This window comes from Ornithinimicrobium panacihumi (genome assembly GCF_052073805.1).
Lineage (GTDB): Bacteria > Actinomycetota > Actinomycetes > Actinomycetales > Dermatophilaceae > Ornithinicoccus > Ornithinicoccus panacihumi.
In genome coordinates this window covers 118,192-141,245 of the sequence record NZ_JBQGWG010000004.1, presented here as the reverse complement: position 1 = coordinate 141,245, position 23,054 = coordinate 118,192, and the positions used below count along the sequence as shown (strand labels likewise).

General features: G+C 72.2%; 22 protein-coding genes. 9 read left to right on the top strand and 13 right to left on the bottom strand.

From position 1 onward, the window contains the following. Positions 1 to 4 precede the first annotated feature (4 nt). From ACTMMA_RS06115 to ACTMMA_RS06105, 3 genes are read right to left on the bottom strand one after another with little or no spacing between them, the layout of a single operon-like run. The gene (locus ACTMMA_RS06115) at positions 5 to 970 is read right to left on the bottom strand and encodes a DUF2332 domain-containing protein (RefSeq protein ID WP_441189223.1); all 966 of its coding nucleotides are present in this window, start codon (positions 968 to 970) and stop codon (positions 5 to 7) included. 15 nt (positions 971 to 985) lie between these two features. Next, entirely contained in the window at positions 986 to 1,381 is a 396-nt protein-coding gene (gene vapC, locus ACTMMA_RS06110; RefSeq protein ID WP_441189222.1) for a type II toxin-antitoxin system VapC family toxin, read from the bottom strand. An 11-nt stretch (positions 1,382 to 1,392) separates the two neighbouring features. Then, a complete protein-coding gene (locus tag ACTMMA_RS06105) occupies positions 1,393 to 1,602 on the bottom strand; it encodes a type II toxin-antitoxin system VapB family antitoxin (RefSeq protein ID WP_441189221.1) in 210 nt (69 codons plus the stop codon). A gap of 63 nt (positions 1,603 to 1,665) precedes the next feature. Between ACTMMA_RS06105 and ACTMMA_RS06100 the strand changes: the two genes are divergently transcribed. Then, positions 1,666 to 2,379, top strand: coding sequence for an NAD-dependent epimerase/dehydratase family protein (locus ACTMMA_RS06100; protein ID WP_441189220.1), 714 nt, complete (start codon positions 1,666 to 1,668; stop codon positions 2,377 to 2,379). A 66-nt stretch (positions 2,380 to 2,445) separates the two neighbouring features. On the opposite strand, the gene ACTMMA_RS06095 is transcribed toward ACTMMA_RS06100, so the two are convergent. Next, positions 2,446 to 3,330: an NAD(P)H-hydrate dehydratase gene (locus tag ACTMMA_RS06095; protein ID WP_441189219.1), complete on the bottom strand. Its 885-nt coding sequence runs from the start codon at positions 3,328 to 3,330 to the stop codon at positions 2,446 to 2,448. Further along, positions 3,327 to 4,154, bottom strand: a complete 828-nt coding sequence (locus ACTMMA_RS06090; protein WP_441189218.1) for a histidine phosphatase family protein — start codon at positions 4,152 to 4,154, stop codon at positions 3,327 to 3,329. Before ACTMMA_RS06090 ends, ACTMMA_RS06095 begins: the two co-directional genes overlap by 4 nt. A 112-nt stretch (positions 4,155 to 4,266) precedes the next feature. Here ACTMMA_RS06090 and ACTMMA_RS06085 point away from each other — a divergent pair, with 112 nt between their 5' ends. Further along, positions 4,267 to 6,015 carry an AMP-binding protein gene (locus tag ACTMMA_RS06085; protein WP_441189217.1) on the top strand — a complete coding sequence of 583 codons (1,749 nt, stop codon included), beginning with the start codon at positions 4,267 to 4,269 and terminating at the stop codon, positions 6,013 to 6,015. 238 nt (positions 6,016 to 6,253) lie between these two features. Here ACTMMA_RS06085 and ACTMMA_RS06080 read toward each other — a convergent pair whose 3' ends face one another. After that, complete coding sequence (locus ACTMMA_RS06080; protein ID WP_441189216.1) at positions 6,254 to 8,986, bottom strand: DUF4153 domain-containing protein; 2,733 nt, start codon at positions 8,984 to 8,986, stop codon at positions 6,254 to 6,256. After that, the gene (locus tag ACTMMA_RS06075; RefSeq protein ID WP_441189215.1) at positions 8,983 to 9,690 is read right to left on the bottom strand and encodes a response regulator; all 708 of its coding nucleotides are present in this window, start codon (positions 9,688 to 9,690) and stop codon (positions 8,983 to 8,985) included. The genes ACTMMA_RS06080 and ACTMMA_RS06075 overlap by 4 nt, the downstream gene beginning before the upstream one ends. Positions 9,691 to 9,798: 108 nt before the next feature. On the opposite strand from ACTMMA_RS06075, the gene ACTMMA_RS06070 reads away from it, so the two are divergent. Beyond that, positions 9,799 to 10,593, top strand: coding sequence for a PIG-L deacetylase family protein (locus ACTMMA_RS06070; protein ID WP_441189214.1), 795 nt, complete (start codon positions 9,799 to 9,801; stop codon positions 10,591 to 10,593). Positions 10,594 to 10,609: 16 nt separating this feature from the next. Here ACTMMA_RS06070 and ACTMMA_RS06065 read toward each other — a convergent pair whose 3' ends face one another. The 5 genes from ACTMMA_RS06065 to ACTMMA_RS06045 all read right to left on the bottom strand — a co-directional run bounded on the left by ACTMMA_RS06065 (position 10,610) and on the right by ACTMMA_RS06045 (position 15,326). Next, positions 10,610 to 11,182, bottom strand: coding sequence for a hypothetical protein (locus ACTMMA_RS06065; RefSeq protein ID WP_441189213.1), 573 nt, complete (start codon positions 11,180 to 11,182; stop codon positions 10,610 to 10,612). A gap of 9 nt (positions 11,183 to 11,191) precedes the next feature. After that, positions 11,192 to 12,220: a saccharopine dehydrogenase gene (locus ACTMMA_RS06060; protein WP_441189212.1), complete on the bottom strand. Its 1,029-nt coding sequence runs from the start codon at positions 12,218 to 12,220 to the stop codon at positions 11,192 to 11,194. Between the two features lie 14 nt (positions 12,221 to 12,234). Beyond that, complete coding sequence (locus tag ACTMMA_RS06055) at positions 12,235 to 13,059, bottom strand: hypothetical protein (protein WP_441189211.1); 825 nt, start codon at positions 13,057 to 13,059, stop codon at positions 12,235 to 12,237. Continuing rightward, positions 13,059 to 14,219 carry a MalY/PatB family protein gene (locus ACTMMA_RS06050; RefSeq protein ID WP_441189210.1) on the bottom strand — a complete coding sequence of 387 codons (1,161 nt, stop codon included), beginning with the start codon at positions 14,217 to 14,219 and terminating at the stop codon, positions 13,059 to 13,061. The genes ACTMMA_RS06055 and ACTMMA_RS06050 overlap by 1 nt, the downstream gene beginning before the upstream one ends. 102 nt (positions 14,220 to 14,321) lie before the next feature. Then, positions 14,322 to 15,326: an aldo/keto reductase family protein gene (locus ACTMMA_RS06045; protein ID WP_441189209.1), complete on the bottom strand. Its 1,005-nt coding sequence runs from the start codon at positions 15,324 to 15,326 to the stop codon at positions 14,322 to 14,324. Between the two features lie 23 nt (positions 15,327 to 15,349). Between ACTMMA_RS06045 and ACTMMA_RS06040 the strand changes: the two genes are divergently transcribed. Both ACTMMA_RS06040 and ACTMMA_RS06035 read left to right on the top strand, forming a co-directional pair. Beyond that, on the top strand, positions 15,350 to 15,892 hold the full coding sequence (locus ACTMMA_RS06040; protein WP_441189208.1) for a hypothetical protein: 543 nt from the start codon (positions 15,350 to 15,352) through the stop codon (positions 15,890 to 15,892). A gap of 6 nt (positions 15,893 to 15,898) precedes the next feature. Further along, positions 15,899 to 16,756: an endonuclease/exonuclease/phosphatase family protein gene (locus tag ACTMMA_RS06035; protein WP_441189207.1), complete on the top strand. Its 858-nt coding sequence runs from the start codon at positions 15,899 to 15,901 to the stop codon at positions 16,754 to 16,756. Here ACTMMA_RS06035 and ACTMMA_RS06030 read toward each other — a convergent pair. Next, positions 16,655 to 16,879: a hypothetical protein gene (locus ACTMMA_RS06030; protein ID WP_441189206.1), complete on the bottom strand. Its 225-nt coding sequence runs from the start codon at positions 16,877 to 16,879 to the stop codon at positions 16,655 to 16,657. The two genes, ACTMMA_RS06035 and ACTMMA_RS06030, sit on opposite strands and share 102 nt — an antisense overlap. Before the next feature lie 373 nt (positions 16,880 to 17,252). On the opposite strand from ACTMMA_RS06030, the gene ACTMMA_RS06025 reads away from it, so the two are divergent. The 4 genes from ACTMMA_RS06025 (at position 17,253) to aqpZ (ending at position 22,973) form a co-directional block, all read left to right on the top strand. Further along, a complete protein-coding gene (locus tag ACTMMA_RS06025; protein WP_441189205.1) occupies positions 17,253 to 18,893 on the top strand; it encodes an HNH endonuclease in 1,641 nt (546 codons plus the stop codon). 418 nt (positions 18,894 to 19,311) lie between these two features. Beyond that, the gene (locus tag ACTMMA_RS06020) at positions 19,312 to 21,300 is read left to right on the top strand and encodes a catalase (RefSeq protein ID WP_441189332.1); all 1,989 of its coding nucleotides are present in this window, start codon (positions 19,312 to 19,314) and stop codon (positions 21,298 to 21,300) included. Positions 21,301 to 21,464: 164 nt separating this feature from the next. After that, complete coding sequence (locus ACTMMA_RS06015) at positions 21,465 to 22,058, top strand: DUF5701 family protein (RefSeq protein ID WP_441189204.1); 594 nt, start codon at positions 21,465 to 21,467, stop codon at positions 22,056 to 22,058. Between the two features lie 132 nt (positions 22,059 to 22,190). Beyond that, positions 22,191 to 22,973, top strand: coding sequence for an aquaporin Z (gene aqpZ / locus ACTMMA_RS06010; RefSeq protein ID WP_441189203.1), 783 nt, complete (start codon positions 22,191 to 22,193; stop codon positions 22,971 to 22,973). Positions 22,974 to 23,054 lie beyond the last annotated feature (81 nt).

The following is a 23,054-nucleotide window of genomic DNA, read 5'->3' as shown; positions in this document are numbered from 1 at the left end:
TCGCTCAGGCCCAGCGCACCCACCGTCCGTGCGCCTGCGCCCAGCCGACCGGCTCGCCGTCGAGGGCGAGCACGAAGGCCGTGGGGTCCGGGGGGTCGCCGATCCGGTCCAGCCTCGCTTCCACCTCGGTGACCACGCGGATGCCCTCCATCGAGACCCACCTCGCGCCGGAGGCCCGGATCGCCTCGCAGACCGCCTGCCGATCGGACTCCCCGAGATAGGCGAGAAAGGCCGAGTGCAGCACGACGGGTGTCGCATCAGGGGCGGTCTGCCGCAGCTCGTCCACGAGTGTCCCGACCACCTGGTGAGGCTCCTGGGTCAGGTCGGCCCGACGCACCTCCGGCGGGTCGAGCGCTGCAATCTCGAGGGCGGCCCGGAGCCGGGTCTCGCGGTCCTCCTCCTCGGGCCAGACCAGGGCGCGCAGCCACCGTCGCGTGTCGGGATCGGCCACGTCGAGGGGGTTGAGGTCGACGCCCAACCTGGCCGCGACGCGCATCTCCGCAGCGTCTCCCGGCGGGGTGCCGGTCACGGCGCTGGGGAAGGTCAGCCCGGCCGCTGAATACCGGTCCGGCAGGAGGCACAGCCCCGCCGACGCCCCCAGCTCCAGCAGCGCCACCGGCTGGGGGAGGGCGGCGAGGAGGGGTGCGGTGACCGCGGTGCGGCCGGGTTCGTTGGTCTGGGTAATGCGGGTCCGGACGACCTGCTCGATCCGTGGCCACTCCTGCTCGAGCCAGGCCAGGAACGCCGGGCCGGGTGCGGTCGGGCCCCCGAGATAGCGGATCGCGGCGAGGAAGCGGTTGGGCTGCCGCGCCATCCCGGGGAGGGTGGCCAGCCGGTCCTGCACCGCCGGCGTGGCCGCGATCCAGCGGCACAACCGCTCCCAGGTGGGGGAGGTGACGGCCGTCTCGTCGGCGAACCACTCGTAGAGCGGCCCGATCGGCTCGGTCTCCAGGTAGTGGGCGTCCTTCATCCCTGCACGGTATGGCTAACGGAGGTCGACGACACGCAGGCCGGTCGCGGCCGCGATGTGCTCGTAGTCCGCATCCCGGTGCGCCACCGCCACCTCGTGGCGCAGCGCGACCGCGGCGATCAGGCAGTCCTGGAGGGAACGGGGCTGGTGGCCGGTGCTCCGGGTCAACCGGTAGACCGACGCCGCAGCGTGGTAGTCGAGCACCGGGTCGACGTGCAGCCACCGCTGGCCGAGGAGGAGCCGCTCGGCGTTGTCCGCCTGCTGCCCGGCGCGCGCGCCGGCGAGCAGCTCCATGAGCACCGGCTCGGTCGTGGCGAGCTCGCCCGAACCCAGCTGGGCCTCGATGGCGCGGTCGGCCCGGCTGCCGGTTCCCCGCAGGAACTCGACCCAGACCGAGGTGTCGACGAGCATGGCCGGATCGCTCAGACCGGCGTGACGGAGTCGGAGCGCAGCTCGTCGAGGTCGCCGTCCCAGCCCGTGCCCCGGATCCGGAGCATCTCCTCGGTCGAGGGTGCGGGCGCGGCGAGGCGGCGGAGCGCCAGATCGACCGCCGCCCTCTTCGTCGTCAGGCCGTATCGCTCCATGACGATGGCGACCAGCCGGTCGTCGATGTCGATGTTGGTGCGTGCCATACACCAACGATACACCTGCCTTTCGCCGGGAGAAGGAGACGTGAACCGCATACCGTCATCCGTATGCAGATTCTCATCACCGGCGCGGCCGGAGACGTCGGCAAGGTCCTCGTCGAGTCCCTGGCCGACGAGCACGAGATTGTCGCGACCGATGCCGACCCCGACGCGCCGGAGGGCACGCGCGAGCTGGACATCCGCGACCTCGACGCCCTGACCGAGGCCTTCCAGGGCATCGACGCCGTCATCCACCTCGCGGGCGCGGCGTCGCCGGAGTCGGATTGGGACAGCGTGCTCGAGCTCAACATCGCCGGCACCCGCAACGTCCTCGAGGCGGCGCGGCAGGCGGGCGTGCGGCGGGTCGTCTACGCCTCCTCCAACCACGCCATCGGCGGCTACGACATCGACGAGGAGTGGCCGGTCACCCCGGACATGCCGGTCCGGCCGGATTCTCTGTATGGGGTGTCGAAGGTCTTCGGGGAGGCGCTCGGCCGGTTCTACCGCGAGGCGCACGGGCTGGAGTTCGTGCCGCTGCGGATCGGGTGGAGCAGCGGCGACTGGGGTGCGGCCGACTCCGAGGTGCTGCGTGCCATGTGGCTCAGCGAGGCAGACACGGCACGGGTCTTCCGTGCCGCGCTCGAGGCGGACAGCCCTGACGGCGGGCCCTACTACGCCACCTCCGACAACGGCGGTCGGCACCGCTGGGACATGACCAGCACGATCGAGGAGCTGGGTTATCAGCCCCAGGACTCGTGGGAGGCCGCGGCCGGGCAGGAGTGAGGACAGGCGGCGATCGCCCCGCCGCTCTTCAGGAAGCCAGGCGTCGAGCTCGGCGAGTCTGGGTGCTCAGGCGTCAAGCTCGGCCAGGATCTGCGGGATCCTCACGGCGAGCTCACGTGAGAGGAAGCCGGTCGGTCCGAGCTCGGCAGTGAGCCGGTCGCCGGCGCTCCCGTGCAGGTGGCTGCCCCAGACCGCGGCCTGACAGGGCTCCACGCCCCGGCCGACCAGGCCGGTCACCACGCCCGCCTTCACGTCCCCGGAGCCCGACGTCCCCAGGCCTGGCCCACCGACCGAGCCGCGCCACGACCGGCCGTCCGGGTGCGCTGTCCAGGAGACGGGGCCGCCCGCCGTGACGCAGGCACCGGTGCGCGCCGCCAGCCGCAGCGCCGCCTCCCGGGGGTCGTCGGCAACCTTGGCCTCGTCCCAGCCCAGGGTGAGGGCGAGCTCGTGCAGGTTGGGGCTGAGCACGGCGCGGCCGGCCAGGTGGCTCAGGCACTCCGGGTCCTCGGTCACGGCGGCCAGCGCGAGGGCGTCGAGCACGACGGGGGTGTCGAGGTCGGGCAGGATGCGCGCGGTCAGTTCCCGCGCGATCGCCACGTCGCCCAGGCCCGGGCCGATGAGCACCGCCTCGCACGCCGGCGCCAGCTCGGCGACCGCGTCGGCGGCCTCCAGGGTCAGCTCGCCCGCGGCCGTCTCGGCGACGCCGCGCACCATCGTCTCCGGCAGGGCCACGGCCAGGGCCGTCGCCGTCGAGCGCACCGTGACCACCTGCACCTTGCCGGCGCCGACCCGCAGCGCCGCCTCGGCGGCCAGCAGCGCCCCTCCCGGGTTGTCCCGGCTGCCGCCGACGACCAGCACCCGCCCGCGCGACTCCTTGTCGTCCTGGAGCTCGGGCAGCGGCCAGTCGCGCAGCAGGTGCGGCGTCACGACCTCCGGCGCGGGGCGGCTCATCGTGCTCCCTGCGCCGAGGAGTCGTCCCCGGCCCCACTCGCTGTCCCGTCCCCTGCGCCGTTCTCCGAGCCGTGCGAGCGCTCGTGGGTGACGTCCTCCCCGGCACGGTCCACAGCGGTGGTGTCGCTGTAGGCGACCAGCTCCAGCCCCTCCTCGCCGGGCCGGTAGATCGTCATCGAGCAGTTGGCCAGCGGCGTCTTCTTGTCGGCCTCCAGCACCTCCTTCTCCTCCAGGGCCTCGATGGCGACGCGGAAGCTCATGATCGTGGCCTGGTGAGAGAACACCCAGAGCCGCTCCCCGGCGTAGCGCTCCTGCATCTCCAGCAGCACCTGCCGCACGCGCAGCACCACGTCGCACCAGGACTCCCCGCCCGGCGGGCGGTAGTAGTACTTCCCGACGCGACCGCGCCGCTTGGACTCCTCGGCATACTCCTGCTCGATCCCGATCCACGTCATCCCGTCGAAGGCGCCGAGGTCCCGCTCCCGCACGCGCTCGTCGACGACGAACGGGATGTCCATCCCCTCGACAGCGATCTCTGCGGTATGCCGTGCCCTCAGGTAGGGGGAGCTGATCACCGCCGTGGGGCGCTGGTCCTCGGGCAGGGAGCGCAGGTAGTCACGCACCGCCTCGGCCTGCTCCCGCCCGGTCCCGGACAGCTCGACGTCGGCGTCCCGCACGTCGAGGTCGAGATAGGGCTGGCCGGCGTCGAGGGCGGCCCGGTCGGCCACGTTCCCCTGGCTCTCGCCGTGGCGGACGAGCACGAGCTCGGCCAGGCCGCGGGCGTCGGAGGCGCTGTCCAGGGACTGTCGCTGCTGGGATGTCATCTGCCCATCCTGTCGCGGATCGGGCCGGGGCGAACCTCGAAGTGGCTGGCAGGACCAGATTTCGTCGGACCCGCCGCCCCACGGAGCTACTACAGGGTGTAGGCATAGGGTTATGACGACGACGTCCAGCCCCCAGAATGCCGCCACCACCGCATACCGCGAGGCTCGTGATCTCCTCCTGGAGCTGCAGGGCCGTCCCGACGAGGCCCGCGAGCGTTTCCGTCACCCCGACGTGGGCGACTCCTTCAACTGGGCGATCGACTGGTTCGACCAGATCGCCCGGGGCAACACCAAGACGGCGCTGATCGTGGTCGAGGAGGACGGGTCCGACCAGACCCTTTCCTTCGACGAGATCGCCACCCGCTCCGACCAGGTCGCGGCCTTCCTCACCGCCCACGGCATCGGCCGCGGCGACAGCGTCATCGTCATGCTCGGCAACCAGGTCGAGCTGTGGGACACCATGCTGGGCATCATCAAGGTCGGCGCCGTCATCATGCCGACCACCGTCGCCGTCGGCCCCGCCGAGCTGCGCGACCGCATCGACCGTGGCGAGGCCCGCATGGTCGTGGCCAACCCCGAGGACTGCCCCAAGTTCGACGAGGTGCCCGGCGACTACACCAAGGTGAGCGTCGGAGAGGTGGACGGGTGGATCGACCTGCACACCGCATACCAGACCCCTGCGGACCCGGCCGAGCACCCGGGCAATGCGTCCACCGACCGCCTCCTGCTCTACTTCACCTCCGGCACCACGTCGCGACCGAAGCTGGTCGAGCACACGCACATCAGCTATCCCGTCGGGCACATGTCGACGATGTTCTGGCTGGGCATCCGTCCCGGCGACGTGCACCTCAACATCTCCAGCCCCGGGTGGGCCAAGCACGCGTGGAGCCTGTTCTTCGCCCCGTGGATCGGCGAGGCCACGATCATGGTCTACAACTACGGCCGGTTCGACGCGGCCGCGATGCTCAAGGTGCTGCGGTCCTACCGCGTCAACACCTTCTGCGCGCCCCCGACCGTCTGGCGCATGCTCATCAACGCCGACCTCTCCGGCGGCCCGGGCGCGCTGCGCGAGATCATCGGCGCCGGCGAGCCGCTCAACCCCGAGGTCATCTCCCAGGTCCAGAAGGCCTGGGGCCTGACCCTGCGCGACGGCTTCGGCCAGACCGAGACCACCGCCCAGGTCGGCAACTGCCCCGGCGACCCGCTCAAGCCGGGCTCGATGGGCAAGCCGCTGCCGGGCATGCCGGTCGTGCTCGTCGACGTCGCCACCGGCGAGAAGATCGAGGGCCCCGGCGAGGGCGAGCTGTGCCTGGACCTGTCGGCGAAGCCGGTCGCCTTGATGAGCGGCTACCAGGGTGACGAGGTCCGCAACGCCGAGGCGATGGCCGGCGGTTTCTACCACACCGGTGACGTCGCCGAGCGGGATGCCAAGGGCATGATCACCTATGTCGGGCGCACCGACGACGTGTTCAAGGCCAGCGACTACAAGATCAGCCCCTTTGAGCTGGAGTCGGTCCTCATCGAGCACCCGGCGGTGGCCGAGGCGGCGGTCGTGCCGGCTCCCGACGAGGTCCGCCTGGCGGTCCCGAAGGCCTACATCGCCCTCGTCGACGGCTACGAGCCGACGAAGGAGACGGCCTTCTCGATCCTCGAGCACGCCCGCGAGAACCTCGCGCCCTTCCTCCGGGTCCGGCGCATCGAGTTCTACGAGCTGCCCAAGACGATCTCCGGCAAGATCCGCCGCGTCGAGCTGCGCGCCCGCGAGGAGGAGCTGGCCCAGGAGGCGACGATGCCCGGCACCACCGGCGTCGTGCAGCAGGAGTGGCGCGACACCGACTTCCCGGAGCTGAAGAAGGGCTGACGCGCATCCGCGAGACGCCGGGGCGGGTCGGGGTTGGGGTCGGGGTTGGCGATGCCTGGCCCCTGGCGGCTCTCGATGTCGGTGATCCCGCTATCTGTCGCCAAACCTCACATCCGCCCAGGTTCCTGCCCGGGCAGATGTGAGGTTTACCGACATCTGTGAGGTCTGCCGACAACCGTCGCCCGCTTCGATGGATCTGAGCCGTGGATCAGGTCGATGGCGCCGATCCAGGGCCCGGTCAGCGGGGAGGCGTCGGAATCGGCCCGCCGACCTCGGCCGGACAGCCCGGCCAGTCCAGACCGCTGCCGGCCGGACCCCCGTCAGCCGGGCCACCATCGGCCGGGCCGCCGTCAGCCGGGTCGCCGTCAGCCGGGCCGCCGCCAGCCCCCACCACCCACGGCGCGGACGCCATCGCCCGCTCCCGGCCCAGGTTCCAGGACAGCGCGTCGTCGACCAGCTCGCCGGGAGCCCAGCCGATCGCGCAGCGCGCGAGATCCTCCGGCAGGCCCTCCTGGATGACGGGCACGGCGTCGGCGCCCAGGGTCGACAGGTAGGCCACGTCCAGCCGCCCCGTCTCCTCGAAGCGCTCGATGTTGCGCCGGGCCACCCACGCCTCCGGGCTGGCCAGCCCGATCACCAGCACCATCGCCGCGCCCGACAGCAGGGCCGCCCTCGGCAGCCACGCCCCCCGCAGCCGCACGCCCGCGACCATCACCAGCACCACGACCAGCCCCAGCCACAGCTCGAAGGCGTCGACGAGCACCCGCAGCACGGTGAACCCGTAGGCCTCCTGGTAGACCGCCATCCGGTAGAGCGCCGAGGCCACCACCACCAGCGTGAGCAGGCACAGCGTCCCCAGCACGCCGCGCAGCAGCAGCCGGTCCCGCGTCGTCGCGGTCGAGGCCTTGCGCACGGTCAGCGCGACCGTCACCAGGGTCAGCGCGGTCGCCACCGTCAGCTGCCCGAAGCCGCGGTGCACGGACTCGGCATAGGTCATCCCGGTCGTGCGCTGCACCCACTCGTGCCCGCCCCACATCGCCGACGCCTGCGCGACGAGGAATCCGGCGTAGAGCGCCACGACGACCCCGACGGGCACCACCCACTCCCACGCCCTCGCGACCGGACGCCCCCGCCCGACCCCGACGGCCTCCACGCGCGGCGGGTTCAGCGCGAGATAGCACGCGGCCAGGACCACGCCCGCGACCATGAACCACACGAACGAGCGCAGCACGACGCTGTCGGCCAGCTCGATCTGCGGCAACAGCCGGTCCATCCACGCCCCGAAGACCGCGTCCCCGGAGGCGAAGAGCCCGCCGAAGACCACGAACGCGACCAGCGAGACCGCTGCCGTGCGCACCACCGGCCACAGCAGCGGCGCCCGGCTCGCGGCCGACAGCGTCCGTCCCAGCAGCGGCAGCCCCCGGACCCCGCTGAGCACCCACGAGGCGGCGCCGGAGATCATCCCCAGCACGCTGCGTGCGTCGGTCAGCGCGGTCGTGACCAGCACCGCGGCGACCATCAGCGAGAGCACCGTCAGCCACTCGGCGGCACGCAGCACCACCAGCGAGGCCAGCCCGAGGCACAGCGCCACCGACACCCACGTCCACACCGAGCGACGGTGCACCGATCGCGACAGGACCAGCCCGCCGGCGGCGACGAGCAGCATCGCGGTCCCCAGCCCGAACGCGCGGTACGGCAGCACCATCGCCGCCACCCCGCCGAGCGCGATCGAGGCCCCCAGCGCCAGCGGCGCGGTCCGCGGCCCGCCCTCGGGCCAGAACCTCCCGAACATCGCCTCGATGACCGAGGGGGAGGCGGGGTATGCGGTCGCTCCCGTTCCCGAGGCCTCCTCGCCCGGGTGCGGGGTGGGGGGAGTTCGTGGCGGCGCGATGGTCGAGGCAGCCGGCGCAGAGACGGGCATGAGGCGGGAGGTCGGTCGGGTGGGCAGCTCGACCCGCACGCGCGCGCCCCGAGCCCCCTCCTCCCGGGCCGTCCCGTCCTCGCGAGCCAGCGCCGCGATCGTCCCACCGTGCAGCTGCACCACCCATCGGGCGATGGCCAGGCCGAGCCCGGTGCCGCCGCCGCTGTCGTCACCGACGCCGAACCTGGCGAAGAGCCGCTCCCGCTCGGTCGGGTCCGCCGGGAAGCCCGGGCCGTCGTCGAGCACCTCCAGCGACCACGTCGCACCCTCGGCCAGTGCGTGGACCTGCACCGTCCCACCCGCGGGGCTGTGCCGCACGGCGTTGTCGACGAGATTGGCCGCGACCTGGGCCAGGCGGGCACGGTCGCCGCGCACCACGAGGTCGGCGGGCTCGACGTGGGTCTGCACCTCGACCGACCGGCCGGACAGCGCAGCCTCCTGCACGGCGTCCCCGAGGAGCTCCGCCACGGGGACGTCCTCGAGCGTGAGCCGCCCGGCGCCCTCCCCGACCCGGCTGACGTCGAGCAGGTCGCCGACCAATGCGCTGAGCCGCTCGGACTGGGCCAGCGCGGTCTGCAGGGCCGCGTCGTCGGGGCGGACGACGCCGTCGACGAGGTTCTCCAGCAGGGCGCGCTGCCCGGCCAGCGGGGTCCGCAGCTCGTGGGAGACGGTCGCCACCAGCTGGCGCCGCTGCTCGTCGGCGGTCGCCAGGTCCTGGCTCATCGTGTTGAAGGCTCGCGCCAGGGCCCCCACCTCGTCGGCCGAGGTCGCCGTCACCCGGGTGGAGTAGTCACCGGTCGCCATCCGCCCGGCGGCAGCGGTCATCTCCCGCAGCGGGGAGGTCATGCCCCGGGCCAGCCACTGGGTCACGCCCAGCGCGGCGGCGAGGGTCACCGGCAGCGTCAGCCAGGCCGGCACCCCCGCGCCCCGACCCACCTGGAGCATGACGACGGCGGCCAGGATGCTCAGCGCGACGAGCAGGCCGATCTTGATCTTGATCGAGGTGACCCCGTCCAGAGGGCGGGCGGAGGGAGAGGTGGGGGGCCTCATACCGTGACCTCCTCGAAGGCGTAGCCCACGCCGTGGGCGGTGCGGAGCCACCCCGCACCGAGCTTGGCGCGCAGCGACTTGACGTGGCTGTCGAGCGTGCGGGTGCCCTGGGCGTCGGACCAGCCCCAGACCTGGGTCATGAGCGCGTCGCGCCCGATGACCGTCCCCGGCCGGTCGGCCAGGGCGGTGAGGAGGTCGAACTCCAGCGGCGTCAGGTGGACCTCGGCGCCGTCGAGGTGGACCCGTCGTGCGGCGCGGTCGATCGCCAGCCCGCCCACCTGCTGCACCGGCACGGGGACGGGGGCGGCGGCCAGCTGCTCGGCGCGCTCGACCCGCCGCAGGAGCGCGCGGACGCGGGCGACCACCTCGCGCATCCGGAAGGGCTTGGTGACGTAGTCGTCGGCGCCCACCCCGAGCCCGACCAGCACGTCGGTCTCGTCGACGCGGGCGGTGAGCATCAGCACCGGCACCGGCCGCTCGGCCTGGATCCGGCGGCAGACCTCGAGCCCGTCGAAGCCCGGCAGCATGACGTCCAGCAGCACCAGGTCGGGGGAGTGCTCGGTGAAGGCGGCGACCGCGCCTGGCCCGTCGAAGGCCCGCACCACCTCGAAGCCCTCGGCGGCCATCCGGTCGGTCAGGGCCTGGTTGATCGTCGCGTCGTCCTCGACGACCAGGAGGGTGCGCCGGGGTGGGGAGTCGGTCATGTTTTCAGCGTAGGTGCGCAGGTCAGGACACCGTGGGTGGGCGATGTGGAGGTTTCGTGAAATCGCGCCTTCGCGGGGCGTCGGGGTCGGCCTCTACGCTGTGCGTTCGTGAGCACGATCGTCTTCCTGCACGCCCACCCCGACGACGAGGCGTCCCAGACGGCCGGGACGATGCGCCTGGCCGCCGACGCGGGGCACCGTGTCGTCTGCGTCTACGCCACCAACGGAGACCACGGGACGCTGCCGACCGACCTGGCCGAGGAGGAGACGATCGTCCTGCGCCGCCGCGCCGAGGCCGAGGCCTCCGGGCAGGTGCTGGGCACCGCCCGCGTGGCCTGGCTCGACTACGCCGACTCCGGGATGACCGGCTGGGACCAGAACGGCCACGAGGAGTCCTTCCACGCCGCGGACCTCGACGAGGCCGCCGGGCGGCTGGCCGCCATCCTCGACGAGGAGGACGCCGACGTCGTCGTGGGCTACGACTGGCACGGGGGCTACGGCCACCCCGACCACGTCAAGGTCCACCACGTGGCACGCCGGGCCGTCGAGCTGGCCGCCCGCCGCCCCCGCTATCTCGAGGCGACGATGAACCGCGACCACCTGCGCCGGATCTTCCGCGCCGGGGTCGAGGCCGGGCTCTTCCCCGAGGACGAGGGCTTCGACCCCGACCGGCCCGCCGACGACGGCAACCCGATCGGCACCCCCGAGGCCGAGCTCCACTGGCACGTCGACGTCCGGCCGGTGCTGGCCTCCAAGCGCGCGGCGCTGGCCTGCCACGCCTCCCAGGAGGACGTCGGCTGGATGTTGGGGATGCCGGAGGACCAGTACGCCATGGCCTTCGGCGACGAGTGGCTCAGCGAGCCGGGACGTCCCGAGGGGATCGAGGACGGGCTTCCTTTCTGAGGCGCTCGACCTTTTTCTAGGACCAGCGCTCGCCGTAGCCGTCCGCGTCGAGCTCGTCCTCCTCCGGGACCTCATCGCCCCGGAGCGCCCCCTGGGCGATGAGCCCGAGCATGAGCAGCCCGCCGAGCACGACCGCCCCGGCGGCGACGGCGCCGCTGTCCAGCACCCACCCGGCCAGGCCGCCGGCGAGGCCGATCCCGGTGAGCACCCATCCCAGGGCGGTGAAGACGGGCGCGCGGAAGGCGTGCGCGAAGGGCACCAGGTGCAGCCCGACGGCGGTCATGATCACCGCGGGCAGCAGCTCCTCACGCCCCTGGTCCTCCAGTATCACCCGGCCGACCTGGATGAGGGCGATCATCAGGACGACGGAGACGAGATAGATCAGGCCGCCGTGCCGTCGGGGCGGCAGCCCCTCTGGGAGCGCCTCCACCGGCCGCACCCACACCGCCCACACGTAGACCCCCAACGCCAGCAGCCAGCCCACGAGCGCGACCAGCGGCCAGGGGTCGGGCAGCTGCCCGCGGTAGGCGAGGACGAAGACGGTCGCTCCGACGGCGCCGGCGACGCTGCCGATCCGGTAGGGATGCATGAGGAGATCTCAGCACACGTGTCGGCGGAACCAGTCCAGGCTCGCCGCCCACGGCCCGCGCCGCTCCCACAGGTGCTCCATGAGCGGGGTCAGCTCGGCCGAGAAGCTCTCGGAGGACTCGCGCGGCAGCAGCGAGGGCAGGTTGTCGATCGCGATGACCTCCAGCGGCGCCCCCTCCGGGCCGACGTCGCGCACCGGCTCCTCCCAGGTGGTGATCGCGGTGTTGACCGGCAGCAGGTTTGCCTCGGAGGTGACGTCGCAGGTCACGTCACCGACGGTGCGCAGCCGACGCTCGGCGGTCAGGTCCTCCGGCCCGACGAAAGCCTCGGCCTTGACCTGGCTGACGACGCAGTTGACCAGGATGTCGTGCGCGAGCAGGGCGGCCTTGTCGAGGTCGGCGGTGTGCTCCCGGTCCCAGCGGGTCACCGTGCACCCGGCCACCTCGAGAGCCTCGGTGGCGCCCCGGCCCGAGCGGCCGCGCGAGCCGATGACCAGCGCCTTCTCCGGCTCGCGGCCCTCGGCGCTCGCGCGCAGCAGCACGTCTAGGTCGGCCCGGGCCATCGGCGTGACGCCACCCGGCAGCAGACCGCGGTGCCGGAGCACGGCGAGAGCAGCTCCCACATACCCCGCCCAGAAGCCGAAGGCCACGACCCGGCGACCGTCCACGGTCAGGTATTCCACGTCGAGCAGCTCGCCACCCCCGCGGCGGAAGCGGTCGAGCGTCTCCTCGGCCCCCTCCTGACCCTTGTAGGCGTGGGCGAAGAAGACGTGCGTGTGCGCCAGCTCGGCCGGCTCCTCCGGGAGCTCCTTGATGCCGATGACGACCGTGCCCTCCGGCGCGCCGACCCACGACCCGGCCGGCGCGACCGCGCAGCCGGCCGCGGCATAGTCCTCCACCGGCACGATGCGGGTCGGGGACTCCTCGATGGTCACCGGGAAGCCGTCGGCGACCAGGCGGGCGGCGTCGGCGGGGACGATCGGCACGCGCTGCTCGGTCGGTCGGGCTTCGGCACGGATCCACAGGTGGGGCAGGCTCATGCCCTCGAGGATATTCAGTCCTCGACGATCCACTGCACGGCGCTGATGCGTCGCCGGTCGGCCTGCACCATGGCGCCCCAGAGCGCGGCGATTCCCCAGGCCAGCGCGACGAGGGCGAGCCCGCCCCCGGCCATGCCCGCCGAGAAGCCCAGATCGGAGGGGGCCAGTCCCTCCAGGGCCCAGAAGATCAGCTCGATGGCGGTGACCAGGACCGCGATGACGATCCCGCCGATCCCGGCGCCGACGAGGATCACCGTCAGGCTGAAGACGACCAGGTCCATCGCCCCGCTGACGGTCGAGGTCGGCATGCTGCCCGGCAGCCCCCGACCCAGCTGGCCGGGGATGTGGCTGGCCCACTCCAGCAGCGGCCGCACCCGCAGCCGGTCGATGACCCCGATGACCAGCGAGTGGGCGGTCAGCGCCAGCGTGGCCACGAGCAGGCTCGCCGCCGACACCCAGATCATCGGCCCCACCCCGAGGATCCCGATGATCCCGGTGATGAGGAAGGCCCAGCCGAAGAGGAGCAGCACCACGCGCAGCCCGGCCAGTACCACCTCGCCCTGCCTGGCCCACCGCCACGGCCGCGACAGCACCTCGCGCTCCTCCGGGGTGGGTCGCAACTCGTCCCGCGACCGCCAGGTCCGCAGGCGCTCCGCGGCGATGAGGTCGACCGCCTCGTCGGTCGTCTCGGCGTAGCGCCGCAGCTGCTCCCGGTCCATCAGCCGCACCAGGGTCCGGGCGTCCCACTCGGCCCGCTCCCGGGCGTTGGCGGGCGGTCTGGGCCGACTGGCGCGGGACAGCATCCCGCCGACGGTCCTGGCCAGAAGATCCTGGAGCATCAGCCGAGCGCCGCCGCCATCCGCCGGACCGCCTCGGTCATCAGCTCCAAGCTGGTGCCGATGTTGAGCCGCGCGTGGCCGGCGCCCCCGGTCCCGAACGCCGGACCGGGCGAGAGCTGCACGAGCCCCCGCTCCAGGAAGACCCGCGCGGGGTCGTCGCCGAGGCCGAGCTCACGGCAGTCCAACCACGCCAGGTATGAGGCGTGCCCGGGTCGGTAGCGCACGTCCGGCAGGTGCTCGGCCAGGAGGGGGCCCAGCTGGGCGGTGCGCTCCTCGATCTCGGCCCGCACCTCGTCCAGCCACTCGCGACCGTCGGTGTAGGCGGCGATCGCGGCGTACTGCCCCAGGATCGAGGGCGCCCAGTCCAGCTCCTCGCGGATGTCGGGCCAGCGTCCCTCGGCGGCGGTGACGCCGACGGCGAGCTTGAGGCCGGCGGTGTTCCACGCCTTGGAGGGGGAGTGCAGGGCGATCCCGACCTGGCGGGCGGCGTCGGAGACGGTCAGGAAGGGGGCGAACGGCCTCGGGCTGCCCGGGTGGACCAGCGGGGCGTGGATCTCGTCGCTGATCACGACCGCGTCGTGCGCGGCCGCCAGGTCGGCGACCGCGGCCAGCTCCTCGGCGGAGTAGACGTGGCCCAGGGGGTTGTGCGGGCTGCACAGCAGGACCACGCGCGCACCCGAGGCGAGCGCGTGCTCCATACCCTCCAGGTCCAGCTGCACGCCGGAGGCGTGCTCGCGCATCGGCACCTCGAGCGGGTCGAGCTGCAGGGACCTCAACCACGGATAGAAGGAGAGGTAGACCGGCGGGTTGATGACGACCCGCTCGCCAGGGGAGGTGATCGCCCGGAGGACCTCGGTGACGCCGTGGCCGACGTCGGCGAAGAGGCGGGTGCGCCCCGGACCGTCCTGGGTCTCCCAGTCCCAGACGTCGCGCGCGAAGCTGGCGAAGGCCTCGACGACCGGCGCGGGGGAGCCGGCGTAGCCGAAGTCGCTACGGCCGATCGCCGTCTGGAGAGCCTCGGAGATCGCCGGCGCGGTGCGCACGTCCATCTCGGCGGTCCAGGCCGGCAGCACGTCCGCCGGCACGCGGCTCCACTTGGCCGAGCGGTGGGTGCGCATGTCCTCCAGGGAGAGGCTGAACGGGGACTCGAGGGCGGTCATGGGGTCAGTCTGCCGCAGTGCGGAGGGCAGCCGTGGTCACCATCCCTCCTGCGGCTCGAACGACGTGACGTCGACTCAGACGACGCGACCCGCGATGTCGCCTCAGGCGACGCGACCCTGCGGCGCGTTCTCTGCGGTCTTGCCGGCGTCCCGCTCCACGACGTCGCCGAGCACCTCGTCGATCTTGGCCATGAGGTCGGCGTCCAGCTTCACGCCCGCGGCCTGGACGTTGTCCTGGACCTGCTCGGGGCGGGAGGCGCCGACGAGCGCGGCGGCGACGTTGGGGTTCTGCAGGACCCAGGCGATCGCCAGCTGGGGCATCGTCAGCCCCGCCTCCTCGGCCAGCGGCTTGAGGCCCTGGACGGCGGTGAGGGTCTCCTCGGAGAGGAACCCGGCCATCCCCTTGCCCATCCGCTCGTCGGCCGCGCGGCCTTCGGTCGGGGCCTGGCCGGGGAGGTACTTCCCGCTCAGCACGCCCTGGGCCATCGGGCTCCAGACGATCTGCGACATCCCCAGCTCCTCGCAGGCCGGGACCACCTCGGGCTCGATGACGCGCCAGAGCATGGAGTACTGCGGCTGGGAGGAGATCAGCTGGAAGCCGAGCTCCTTGCTCAGCGCGTGCCCTTCGCGGATCTGGTCGGCGGTCCACTCGCTGACGCCGATGTAGAGCGCCTTGCCCTGGCGGACGACGTCGGCGAAGGCCTGCATCGTCTCCTCCAGCGGCGTCTCGGTGTCGTAGCGGTGCGCCTGGTAGAGGTCGACGTAGTCGGTCTGCAGCCGCTGCAGGCTGCCGTTGATCGACTCCATGATGTGCTTGCGGGACAGGCCGGTGTCGTTCTTGCCGCCCGGGCCCGTCGGCCAGTAGACCTTGGTGAAGATCTCCAGGCTCTCGCGGCGCTCGCCCTTGAGGGCCTCGCCCAGCACGGACTCCGCCTTGGTGTTGGCGTAGACGTCGGCGGTGTCGAAGGTGCTGATCCCGGCGTCGAGGGCGGCGCGCACGCAGGCGTGGGCCACCTCGTTCTCCACCTGGGAGCCGTGGGTGAGCCAGTTGCCGTAGGTGATCTCGCTGATCTTCAGGCCGCTGTTGCCGAGGTATCGAAACTCCATGCGTTCCACTCTAGGGTGGCGGTATGACACAGCAGCCGCCGCTCCCCGGTCCGCAGACCCCTGGCGAGGGGCTGCCCGAGATCGTCCCCGACCAGTCCTACCTCCGGCTGCCTGGGCAGGTGCCCGGGCAGGGCCAGGTCCCGGCGCAGACGCCCGGTCATCTGCCCGCCCGCCGGGAGACCGATGAACCCCTGGTCTCGATCCTGGGCGACGTCGTGCGCACCGGACGGTGGGAGGCGCCGCGAAAGATCACCGGCTACGCCCTCCTCGGCAACCTCAAGCTCGACCTGCGTGACGTGATCGTGCCGGGGGAGACCCTCGAGGTCAGCGCCTGGGCACTCATGGGGGACGTGCGGGTCGTGGTGCCGCCGGGCACCCACGTCGAGGTCAAGGGCGTGACGGTGATGGGCGACGGCCGCACGGAGGCCGACTTCGACACCCAGGACGTCGCGCCCACCGGGGCCCGCCTCGTCGTCAACGTCAACAACCTGATGGGCAACGTGCGCGTGCGCACCATGCAGCGTGGCGTCAAGCCGCCGATGGGATGGCGCTGGGTCTCCAAGTAGCCGCCCGTGCTCTCGATCCTCGCGCTCAACGTCAGCGCGCCGCCCGAGGCTCGTGCGCGCGACCTGCTGGGGTGGCTGTGGCACGAGGGCGACGGTGACGACGTCTGGGTGCTGACGGAGACCTCACCTTCCCCTGGCTCACGTCTGATCGCCAGGGTATGCCGTGCTGCCGGCTTCTCGGTCCACGTCACCGACTGTTCGGCCGGCGGGGGTCTGGGGGTGATGGTGGTCGTGCGGGATCCGGATCTGGCGGCCTCATCCGTGGTCGAGGACGTCGGGCCGCCCTCGGTCCTGCCGGGGCGGGTGCTTCCGCTGAGGCTCGGGGTTGGCCCGGGTGCCTTGCGTCTCCTTGCCGTCTACGGCGCGGCCAGCGACCCGGTGCGCTACTCGTCCTCGGCGCAGCGGGCGCGCAAGCGGGAGTGGATCCGCGCCTTCGAGGAGTGGCTGCCGGGGTGGTTGCCGGGGTGGTCGGCCGGGTGGTCGTCGGGGTGGTCGTCAGCCGGTGGCGGGGACGCGGAGGATGTGGGGGAGCGGGGTGCGGTGGTCATCGGTGACCTGAACCTCGTCGACCCGCTCCACGACGACGAGCTGCGCTATGTCCTGCCCGAGGAGACCGAGCTGCTGGCCGCCCTGGAGGGGGACCACGGTCTGGTCGACGCCTACCGGCTCGTCGATCCGGGCTCGCGAGAGGTGAGCTGGGTCGACCACAGCGGCGTGGGGTGCCGCTACGACCACGCCTTCGTGACCGAGGGCCTGGCCGGGTCAGTGCGCGAGTGCGTCCTGGTGCACGAGCCGCGGCTGGACGGCCTGAGCGACCACTCCGCCCTGAGGCTGCGGCTCGGGCAGCCGGGGGAGGCCGGCTGAGGTCACCGGCCGGTCGGCCTGACGCGCCTCGTGCTCGAGGACCAGCGGGACGATGGCCAGCGCCGTGTAGAGCAGCATGCCGGCGATGAGGGCGGTGTAGAGGAAGAGCTGGGTGATCGTCATGTCCCTACCGTCGTCCTGCCGACCCGCTCGCCGCGTCCACCCGGCGGATGCACCTGGCTGAGCTGCGTCATACCGGGGTCTGACGGGCGTATCGCGCGAGGTGAGCGACGCCCTTCTCGCGGTCCCGTCGTCCCGACCCACCCTTGTCCCTGCCCCAGCCGTGGCCCGATCCCGGCCGCCCCATCTCATCCCGTGGCAGCTGTCCCCAACCCCCACCGCCCGGCCGTCCTCGTCCACACGTGAGCCCGACGGGGGAGGGTCTGTCGGTGGTCACTTCTAGTATGTATGTACGAACTCGATCGGAGGGGTCGGGTGGACGAGGTCCTCCCCGATACGTGCGGACGCATCGGGGAGGACGGAGGGGTTGGTCGGGATGGGTGCATCGTCAGCAGCGGTGGCGCTGCTCTCGGCGGTGCACGATCTCAGTGGCCGGATCACCAGCCTGGACGTGGCCGAGCTCGACGACGACCAGCGTCTGGAGCTCCTGCGAGGGCTGGAGGATCTGACCAGGTCGGCCGCCGCCACTTCCGCACGGCTCCAGGTCTCGTTCGCACGCTCGCAGGTCGCGGAGCAGGAAGCGCGTGGCGTGCCCAGGCGACGCCAGGGTGAGGGGGTCGCCGACGACCTGGCCAAGGCGCGCAAGACCTCGCCCTACTGGGGCTCGCGGGACCTCGCCTCGGCCACCGCTCTCGTCGATGAGATGCCTCGGACGTTGGCAGCGCTCGAGAGTGGCGAGATCAACGGGCTGCAGGCCAGGGTGGTCACCGAGGCCACGACCTGCCTGGACCCGGCCGATCGCGCGGAGGCCGATCGGCGTCTGGAGGGCATGCTGCCCGGGGCGTCCACGAAGGAGATCGGCGACGCCGCGCGTGGCCTGGTCTACGAGCTCGACCCGGCCGGCTTCGTCCGGCGCGCCCGCAAGGCCGCGGAGGACCGCGGTGTCTCGTGCCGGCCGGCGCCGGACGTGATGGCGCTGCTCACCGCGCGACTGCCTGCGCCGCAGGCCGTCGCCGTCTACGGCTCGCTGAAGTCCTACGCGAAGACGGCGGTCGCCTCCGGTGACCCGCGCACCCTCAACCAGCTCATGGCCGACGAGTTCTTCTACCGGCTCACCGGTCGGCGGGTCGTCGATGGCGTCGATGTCGAGGTAGGTCTCTTGATGACCGACGCGGCACTGTTCGGCGGGGCGGCGGACCCGACCGACCTGGAGGGCTACGGTCCGGTGCCGGCCGAGATCGCCCGCGAGCTCCTGCGACCGTCCGACGAGTCGGTCGCCGTCGTGGAGGCCGCGCCAGAGGAGCCGCCGCCCGTCGCAGGCTCCGAGGTTGCGCCCGAAGCGTCGTCTCCCGCAGGTGCGGCGGGCCCGGAGCCGTCTTCGGAACAGTGCCCGGCAGGGGAGCGATGCACCGACTGGGCCTGCCCCCACGTGCACGGGGTGAGCACCGCCATGACCCCCGACCCAGGTCAAGGCGCGGCCATGGACCCGGCAGGAGTGGTGGACGACGATGCTGCAGCCAGTGCCAGCACCAGCGCGAGTGCTACCTCCAGCGCCAGCACCAGCGCCTCTCCCAGCCCCGGCATGCGGGCCGCGAAGGCGTGGCTCCGTCGGCTCTACGTCGACGAGGTCACAGGCGTCCTGACCCACCGCGACCCGCGTCGACGGCTGTTCACCGGCTCGCTCCGCAAACTCCTCATCGCCCGTGACCGGACCTGCCGCAATGCCTGGTGCGGAGCACCGATCCGCGACATCGACCACGTGCTGCCGCACTCCGAGGGCGGAGAGACCGCCGAGGACAACGGCCAGGGGATGTGCCAGCACTGCAACCTCGCCCGGCAGCGGGAGCGGCACTCACCACCGGCGCCGGAGGACTACCGGCCACCGCCTCCGCTCCTCACCTCGTTCCAGGGACAGGCTCCCCGCGGCGCAGTGGCCCCGCGCCTGCGTCGAGCTGCCCCGACCGCCCGCAGCGATCCGGATGATCCTTCCGAGCAACAAGGTCGCAAGGCAGGTTGATGCCGCGCCACTCGCCCCTGGATGCAGCCGCATGCCCCTGGAGGTGGTGAGGTGCCGGGGATGCACACACCTGAAGGTGGTGACGTGCCGGGGATGGAGCGCGGCCGCTCACCCCTGGGGGTGGAGGGGATCATCCGCCGCGACGGGGACCCCGCCCGGTCCTAGCGTCAGCGGTATGGCCACCAAGAAGACCTCGAAGACCTCAAGGAAGAGCGCCGAGACGTCAGCCTCGAAGTCGCCCGCCACCGCGGCGGCCGGCGAGCCCCAGCTGCCCGGCTACCCGCAGGACCCTGCCCCGCCGCAGCCGCCCACCCCGAGCAGGGCCGGCGCGGCCGCGACCAACCCGGTCTACACCTCCCGCACCGAGCCCGGCAACGGCGGCGAGCTGCACCAGCTGCCCGGTGGCGACGTCCCGGTGATGACCGACGCCCAAGGCCACCCGATGTCCGACGACCAGAACTCCCTGCGCGTCGGCGAGCGTGGCCCCACGCTGCTGGAGGACCACCTCCTGCGCGACAAGCTCTTCCACTTCGACCACGAGCGGATCCCCGAGCGGGTCGTTCACGCCCGCGGCTACGGCGCGCACGGCGTCTTCACCGCCAGCGAGGACATCTCCGACCTCACCCAGGCCTCGGTCTTCACCCCGGGCAAGGAGACGCCGGTCTTCGTGCGCTTTTCGACGGTGGCGGGCAACCTCGGGTCCTTCGACCTGCCACGCGACGTCCGTGGCTTCGCGACCAAGTTCTACACCGACGAGGGCAACTGGGACCTGGTCGGCAACAACATGCCGGTCTTCTTCATCCAGGACGCGATCAAGTTCCCCGACCTGGTCCACGCCGTCAAGGAGGAGCAGGACCGAGGGTGGCCGCAGGCGGCCTCGGCGCACGACACCTTCTGGGACTTCATCTCCCTGATGCCGGAGTCCACCCACCACGTCATGTGGCTTATGTCAGACCGGGCGATCCCGCGCTCCTTCCGCTTCATGCAGGGCTTCGGCGTGCACACCTTCCGGTTCGTCAACGCCGAGGGGCGCAGCACGTTCGTCAAGTTCCACTGGGTGCCGCGCCAGGGCCTGCAGTCGGTCGTCTGGAACGAGGCGGTCAAGATCAACGGCGCCGATCCCGACTTCCACCGCCGAGACCTGTGGAATGCCATCAACGGCGGCGACTTCCCCGAGTGGGACCTGGCCGTGCAGACCTTCGACGACGACTTTGCCGACTCCTTCGAGTTCGACGTGCTCGACCCGACCAAGATCATCCCGGAGGAGCAGATCCCCCTGCGCGTCATCGGCACCATGCAGCTCAACCGCGTGGTCGACAACGTCTTCGCCGAGACCGAGCAGGTCGCCTTCATGACGCAGAACGTCGTGCCCGGCATCGACTTCTCCAACGACCCGCTGCTCCAGGGCCGCAACTTCTCCTATCTCGACACCCAGCTCAAGCGGCTCGGCTCCACGAACTTCAGCCAGCTGCCGATCAACGCGCCGCGCTGCCCCGTCGCGCACTTCCAGCGGGACGGCCACATGCAGATGGGTCGGCAGGCGGGGCGGGCCAACTACGAGCCCAACTCCTTCACCGGGACCGCCGCAGGGCCGCGCGCCGACCGCGAGGCCGGCTACCGCACCGTCGAGCGGCCGGAGGCCGGTGAGACCCGCCGCATCCGCGCCGAGTCCTTCGCCGACCACTACAGCCAGGCCGGTCAGTTCTACCGGAGCCTGCCCGAGCCCGAGCAGGACCACGTCCGGATGGCCTTCGTCTTCGAGCTGTCCAAGTGCGAGATCCCCGCGATCCGCGAGCGGATGGTGGCCAACCTGCGCAACGTCGACGAGCCTCTCGCGGCCGCGGTCGCCGACGGGCTGGGCATCGACCTGCCCGAGGCGACCGAGCCCGCGGTGGCGCCGCGGCACGACCTCCCGGAGTCACCCGCCCTGGCGATGGCCTCCCGCGCCCCCGAGGACTTCGGCGGCCGCAAGCTCGGGGTGCTGGTCTCCGACGGGACCGATCCCGCGCTGCTCAAGGCCGTCACGTCTGCGGTCGAGGCCGTCGGCGGCACGGTGGAGACGGTCGGTCTCAAGGTCGGCGGTGTCGTGCTCAAGGGGAAGCGCGGTCGGACGCCGGTCGACCACAAGATCGACGGCGCCCCCTCGGTGCTCTTCGACGCGGTGGCGCTGCTGGCCACCGGCGACGGCGCTGTCGAGCTGTCCGGGCACCCGGCGGTGAAGGACTTCGTCTCCGACGCCTTCTCCCACTACAAGCACATCGGGTATGTGGAAGGTGCCCGGCCTCTTCTTGAGGTCGCCGGGGTCCTCGACAAGCTGGACGAGGCCTGCCACGCCCTGGCCTCGGTCGACCCGGACGCCTTCGTCGCGGCGCTCGCCGGGATGCGGCGCTGGGAGCGCGACGTCTGACCGACCGGGCGCCGTAAGTGGCGCGTCTCAGACCGACCGGGCGCCGTATGTGGCGGTCCTCAGACCGACCAAACGCCGCAAGTGGCGCTGGTGCTGCCGCATACCCCGAGGAATGGAACCTCGTCCGGCGCCGTTGTCACCGGTCCGCCGACCCAGGAGCCTCGTTGACGCTGCCCGACCTGACCACTCAGCACGCCCGCCTCACGGAGCTGGGTCTGGACCTTCCGCCCCTGCCGGGCGACCTCGCCGGAGACCTCTTGGTGGTGCATCCCGACCTGCTGCCTGTCGCCGATCTCGTCCCGCTGCTCCGGCTGGGAGACCGGCCGGGCTTCGTCGTGGATGACCTGGGCGACCTGGCCGAGTTCGGTCCCGCACCTGGCGTCGAGATGCCGGAAGCCCCGCTCTATGCCGTGCTGGACCCCCGCCGCGGCGATGAGTTCGCCAACCTCAGCCCGGACGAGGTCGACCCTCAGCTGCGGGAGCACGGACGCGACCTGATGACGGTGTCCGAGGGGGTGTGCTGGGCCCTCCAGGTGCCCGGGATCGTCGAGCGCAACCACTGCTTCATGACGACCGGCTCGCGCAAGGTCGGGCGCCGCGCAGGCACGCTCGACTCGCGGGTCCCGGCGCTGTGGATCAGCAACGGCACCGGACGGGACGGGCCTGAACGCAAGGGGGCGCCCAAGCTCGGCTGGTGCTGGGCGGGCAACCGGCACACCTGGCTGGGGATCGCGTCGGTGGGCGGCAGGGCGAGCTGATCCCGGGCGATCTCGGGCGGAAATCCGCCTGCTGACTGACCTCGCCGCGGCCTGGGGCGTGCGACAATGGAGACGTCCGCGCCAAGGGGTGCCGTCGCGGGATCCCCTTCCTCATCACACTGGAGTTTGACCATGCCCTCAACCGTGTCCGCCCCGGCCACGCCCTCGATGGCCGCCCGCCTGGGCGCCGAGGCTCTCGGCACCTTCTGGCTCGTCCTCGGCGGCGCCGGCTCGGCCGTGCTCGCCGCCAAGGTCATCGACCCCACCGACAACGTCCAGCTCGGCATCGGCTTCGTCGGTGTCGCCCTGGCCTTCGGTCTGACCGTCCTGACCATGGCCTACGCCGTCGGCCACGTCTCCGGCGGCCACTTCAACCCGGCCGTCACCCTCGGCCTGACCGCCGCCGGTCGCTTCCCGGTCAAGGACATCGCGCCCTACATCGTCACCCAGGTCGTTGCCGGTCTGCTCGGCGCCAGCGTCCTGTGGGTCATCGCCTCCGGCCAGGACGGCTTCTCGGCCACCGGCGGGTTCGCCGCCAACGGCTACGGCGAGCTCTCGCCCGGCGGCTACTCGCTGCTGGCCGTGTTCGTCGCCGAGGTCGTGCTGACCGCCTTCTTCCTCTACATCATCCTGGGCGCCACCGACGACCGTGCGCCCAAGGGCTTCGCCCCGATCGCCATCGGTCTGGGCCTGACCCTGATCCACCTCATCTCCATCCCGGTGTCCAACACCTCGGTCAACCCGGCCCGCTCCACCGCGGTCGCCTTCTTCCACGGCGACGGCGCCCCCGCGCAGCTGTGGGTCTTCTGGGTCGCCCCGATCCTGGGTGCGGTCATCGCCGGCGCCACCTACGCGGCCATCACCGGCGTGCGTCGCGGTGCCGACGTCACGGGCGAGGTCGACGCCTCGGCCTGAGCCTCCCGCTCGCGCGCCGGGCCGCGCGCCTCACCAGCTCGCGCGGCACCGCATACCCGGATCGCCCGCATCCTCGACCAG

Coding starts and splice junctions, on each gene's coding strand:
- ACTMMA_RS06115 (WP_441189223.1), bottom strand. CDS start 970: ATGAAGGACGCCCACTACCTGGAGACCGAGCCGATCGGGCCGCTCTAC.
- vapC (WP_441189222.1), bottom strand. CDS start 1,381: ATGCTCGTCGACACCTCGGTCTGGGTCGAGTTCCTGCGGGGAACCGGC.
- ACTMMA_RS06105 (WP_441189221.1), bottom strand. CDS start 1,602: ATGGCACGCACCAACATCGACATCGACGACCGGCTGGTCGCCATCGTC.
- ACTMMA_RS06100 (WP_441189220.1), top strand. CDS start 1,666: ATGCAGATTCTCATCACCGGCGCGGCCGGAGACGTCGGCAAGGTCCTC.
- ACTMMA_RS06095 (WP_441189219.1), bottom strand. CDS start 3,330: ATGAGCCGCCCCGCGCCGGAGGTCGTGACGCCGCACCTGCTGCGCGAC.
- ACTMMA_RS06090 (WP_441189218.1), bottom strand. CDS start 4,154: ATGACATCCCAGCAGCGACAGTCCCTGGACAGCGCCTCCGACGCCCGC.
- ACTMMA_RS06085 (WP_441189217.1), top strand. CDS start 4,267: ATGACGACGACGTCCAGCCCCCAGAATGCCGCCACCACCGCATACCGC.
- ACTMMA_RS06080 (WP_441189216.1), bottom strand. CDS start 8,986: ATGAGGCCCCCCACCTCTCCCTCCGCCCGCCCTCTGGACGGGGTCACC.
- ACTMMA_RS06075 (WP_441189215.1), bottom strand. CDS start 9,690: ATGACCGACTCCCCACCCCGGCGCACCCTCCTGGTCGTCGAGGACGAC.
- ACTMMA_RS06065 (WP_441189213.1), bottom strand. CDS start 11,182: ATGCATCCCTACCGGATCGGCAGCGTCGCCGGCGCCGTCGGAGCGACC.
- ACTMMA_RS06060 (WP_441189212.1), bottom strand. CDS start 12,220: ATGAGCCTGCCCCACCTGTGGATCCGTGCCGAAGCCCGACCGACCGAG.
- ACTMMA_RS06055 (WP_441189211.1), bottom strand. CDS start 13,059: ATGCTCCAGGATCTTCTGGCCAGGACCGTCGGCGGGATGCTGTCCCGC.
- ACTMMA_RS06050 (WP_441189210.1), bottom strand. CDS start 14,219: ATGACCGCCCTCGAGTCCCCGTTCAGCCTCTCCCTGGAGGACATGCGC.
- ACTMMA_RS06045 (WP_441189209.1), bottom strand. CDS start 15,326: ATGGAGTTTCGATACCTCGGCAACAGCGGCCTGAAGATCAGCGAGATC.
- ACTMMA_RS06040 (WP_441189208.1), top strand. CDS start 15,350: ATGACACAGCAGCCGCCGCTCCCCGGTCCGCAGACCCCTGGCGAGGGG.
- ACTMMA_RS06030 (WP_441189206.1), bottom strand. CDS start 16,879: ATGACGATCACCCAGCTCTTCCTCTACACCGCCCTCATCGCCGGCATG.
- ACTMMA_RS06025 (WP_441189205.1), top strand. CDS start 17,253: ATGGGTGCATCGTCAGCAGCGGTGGCGCTGCTCTCGGCGGTGCACGAT.
- ACTMMA_RS06020 (WP_441189332.1), top strand. CDS start 19,312: ATGACCGACGCCCAAGGCCACCCGATGTCCGACGACCAGAACTCCCTG.
- aqpZ (WP_441189203.1), top strand. CDS start 22,191: ATGCCCTCAACCGTGTCCGCCCCGGCCACGCCCTCGATGGCCGCCCGC.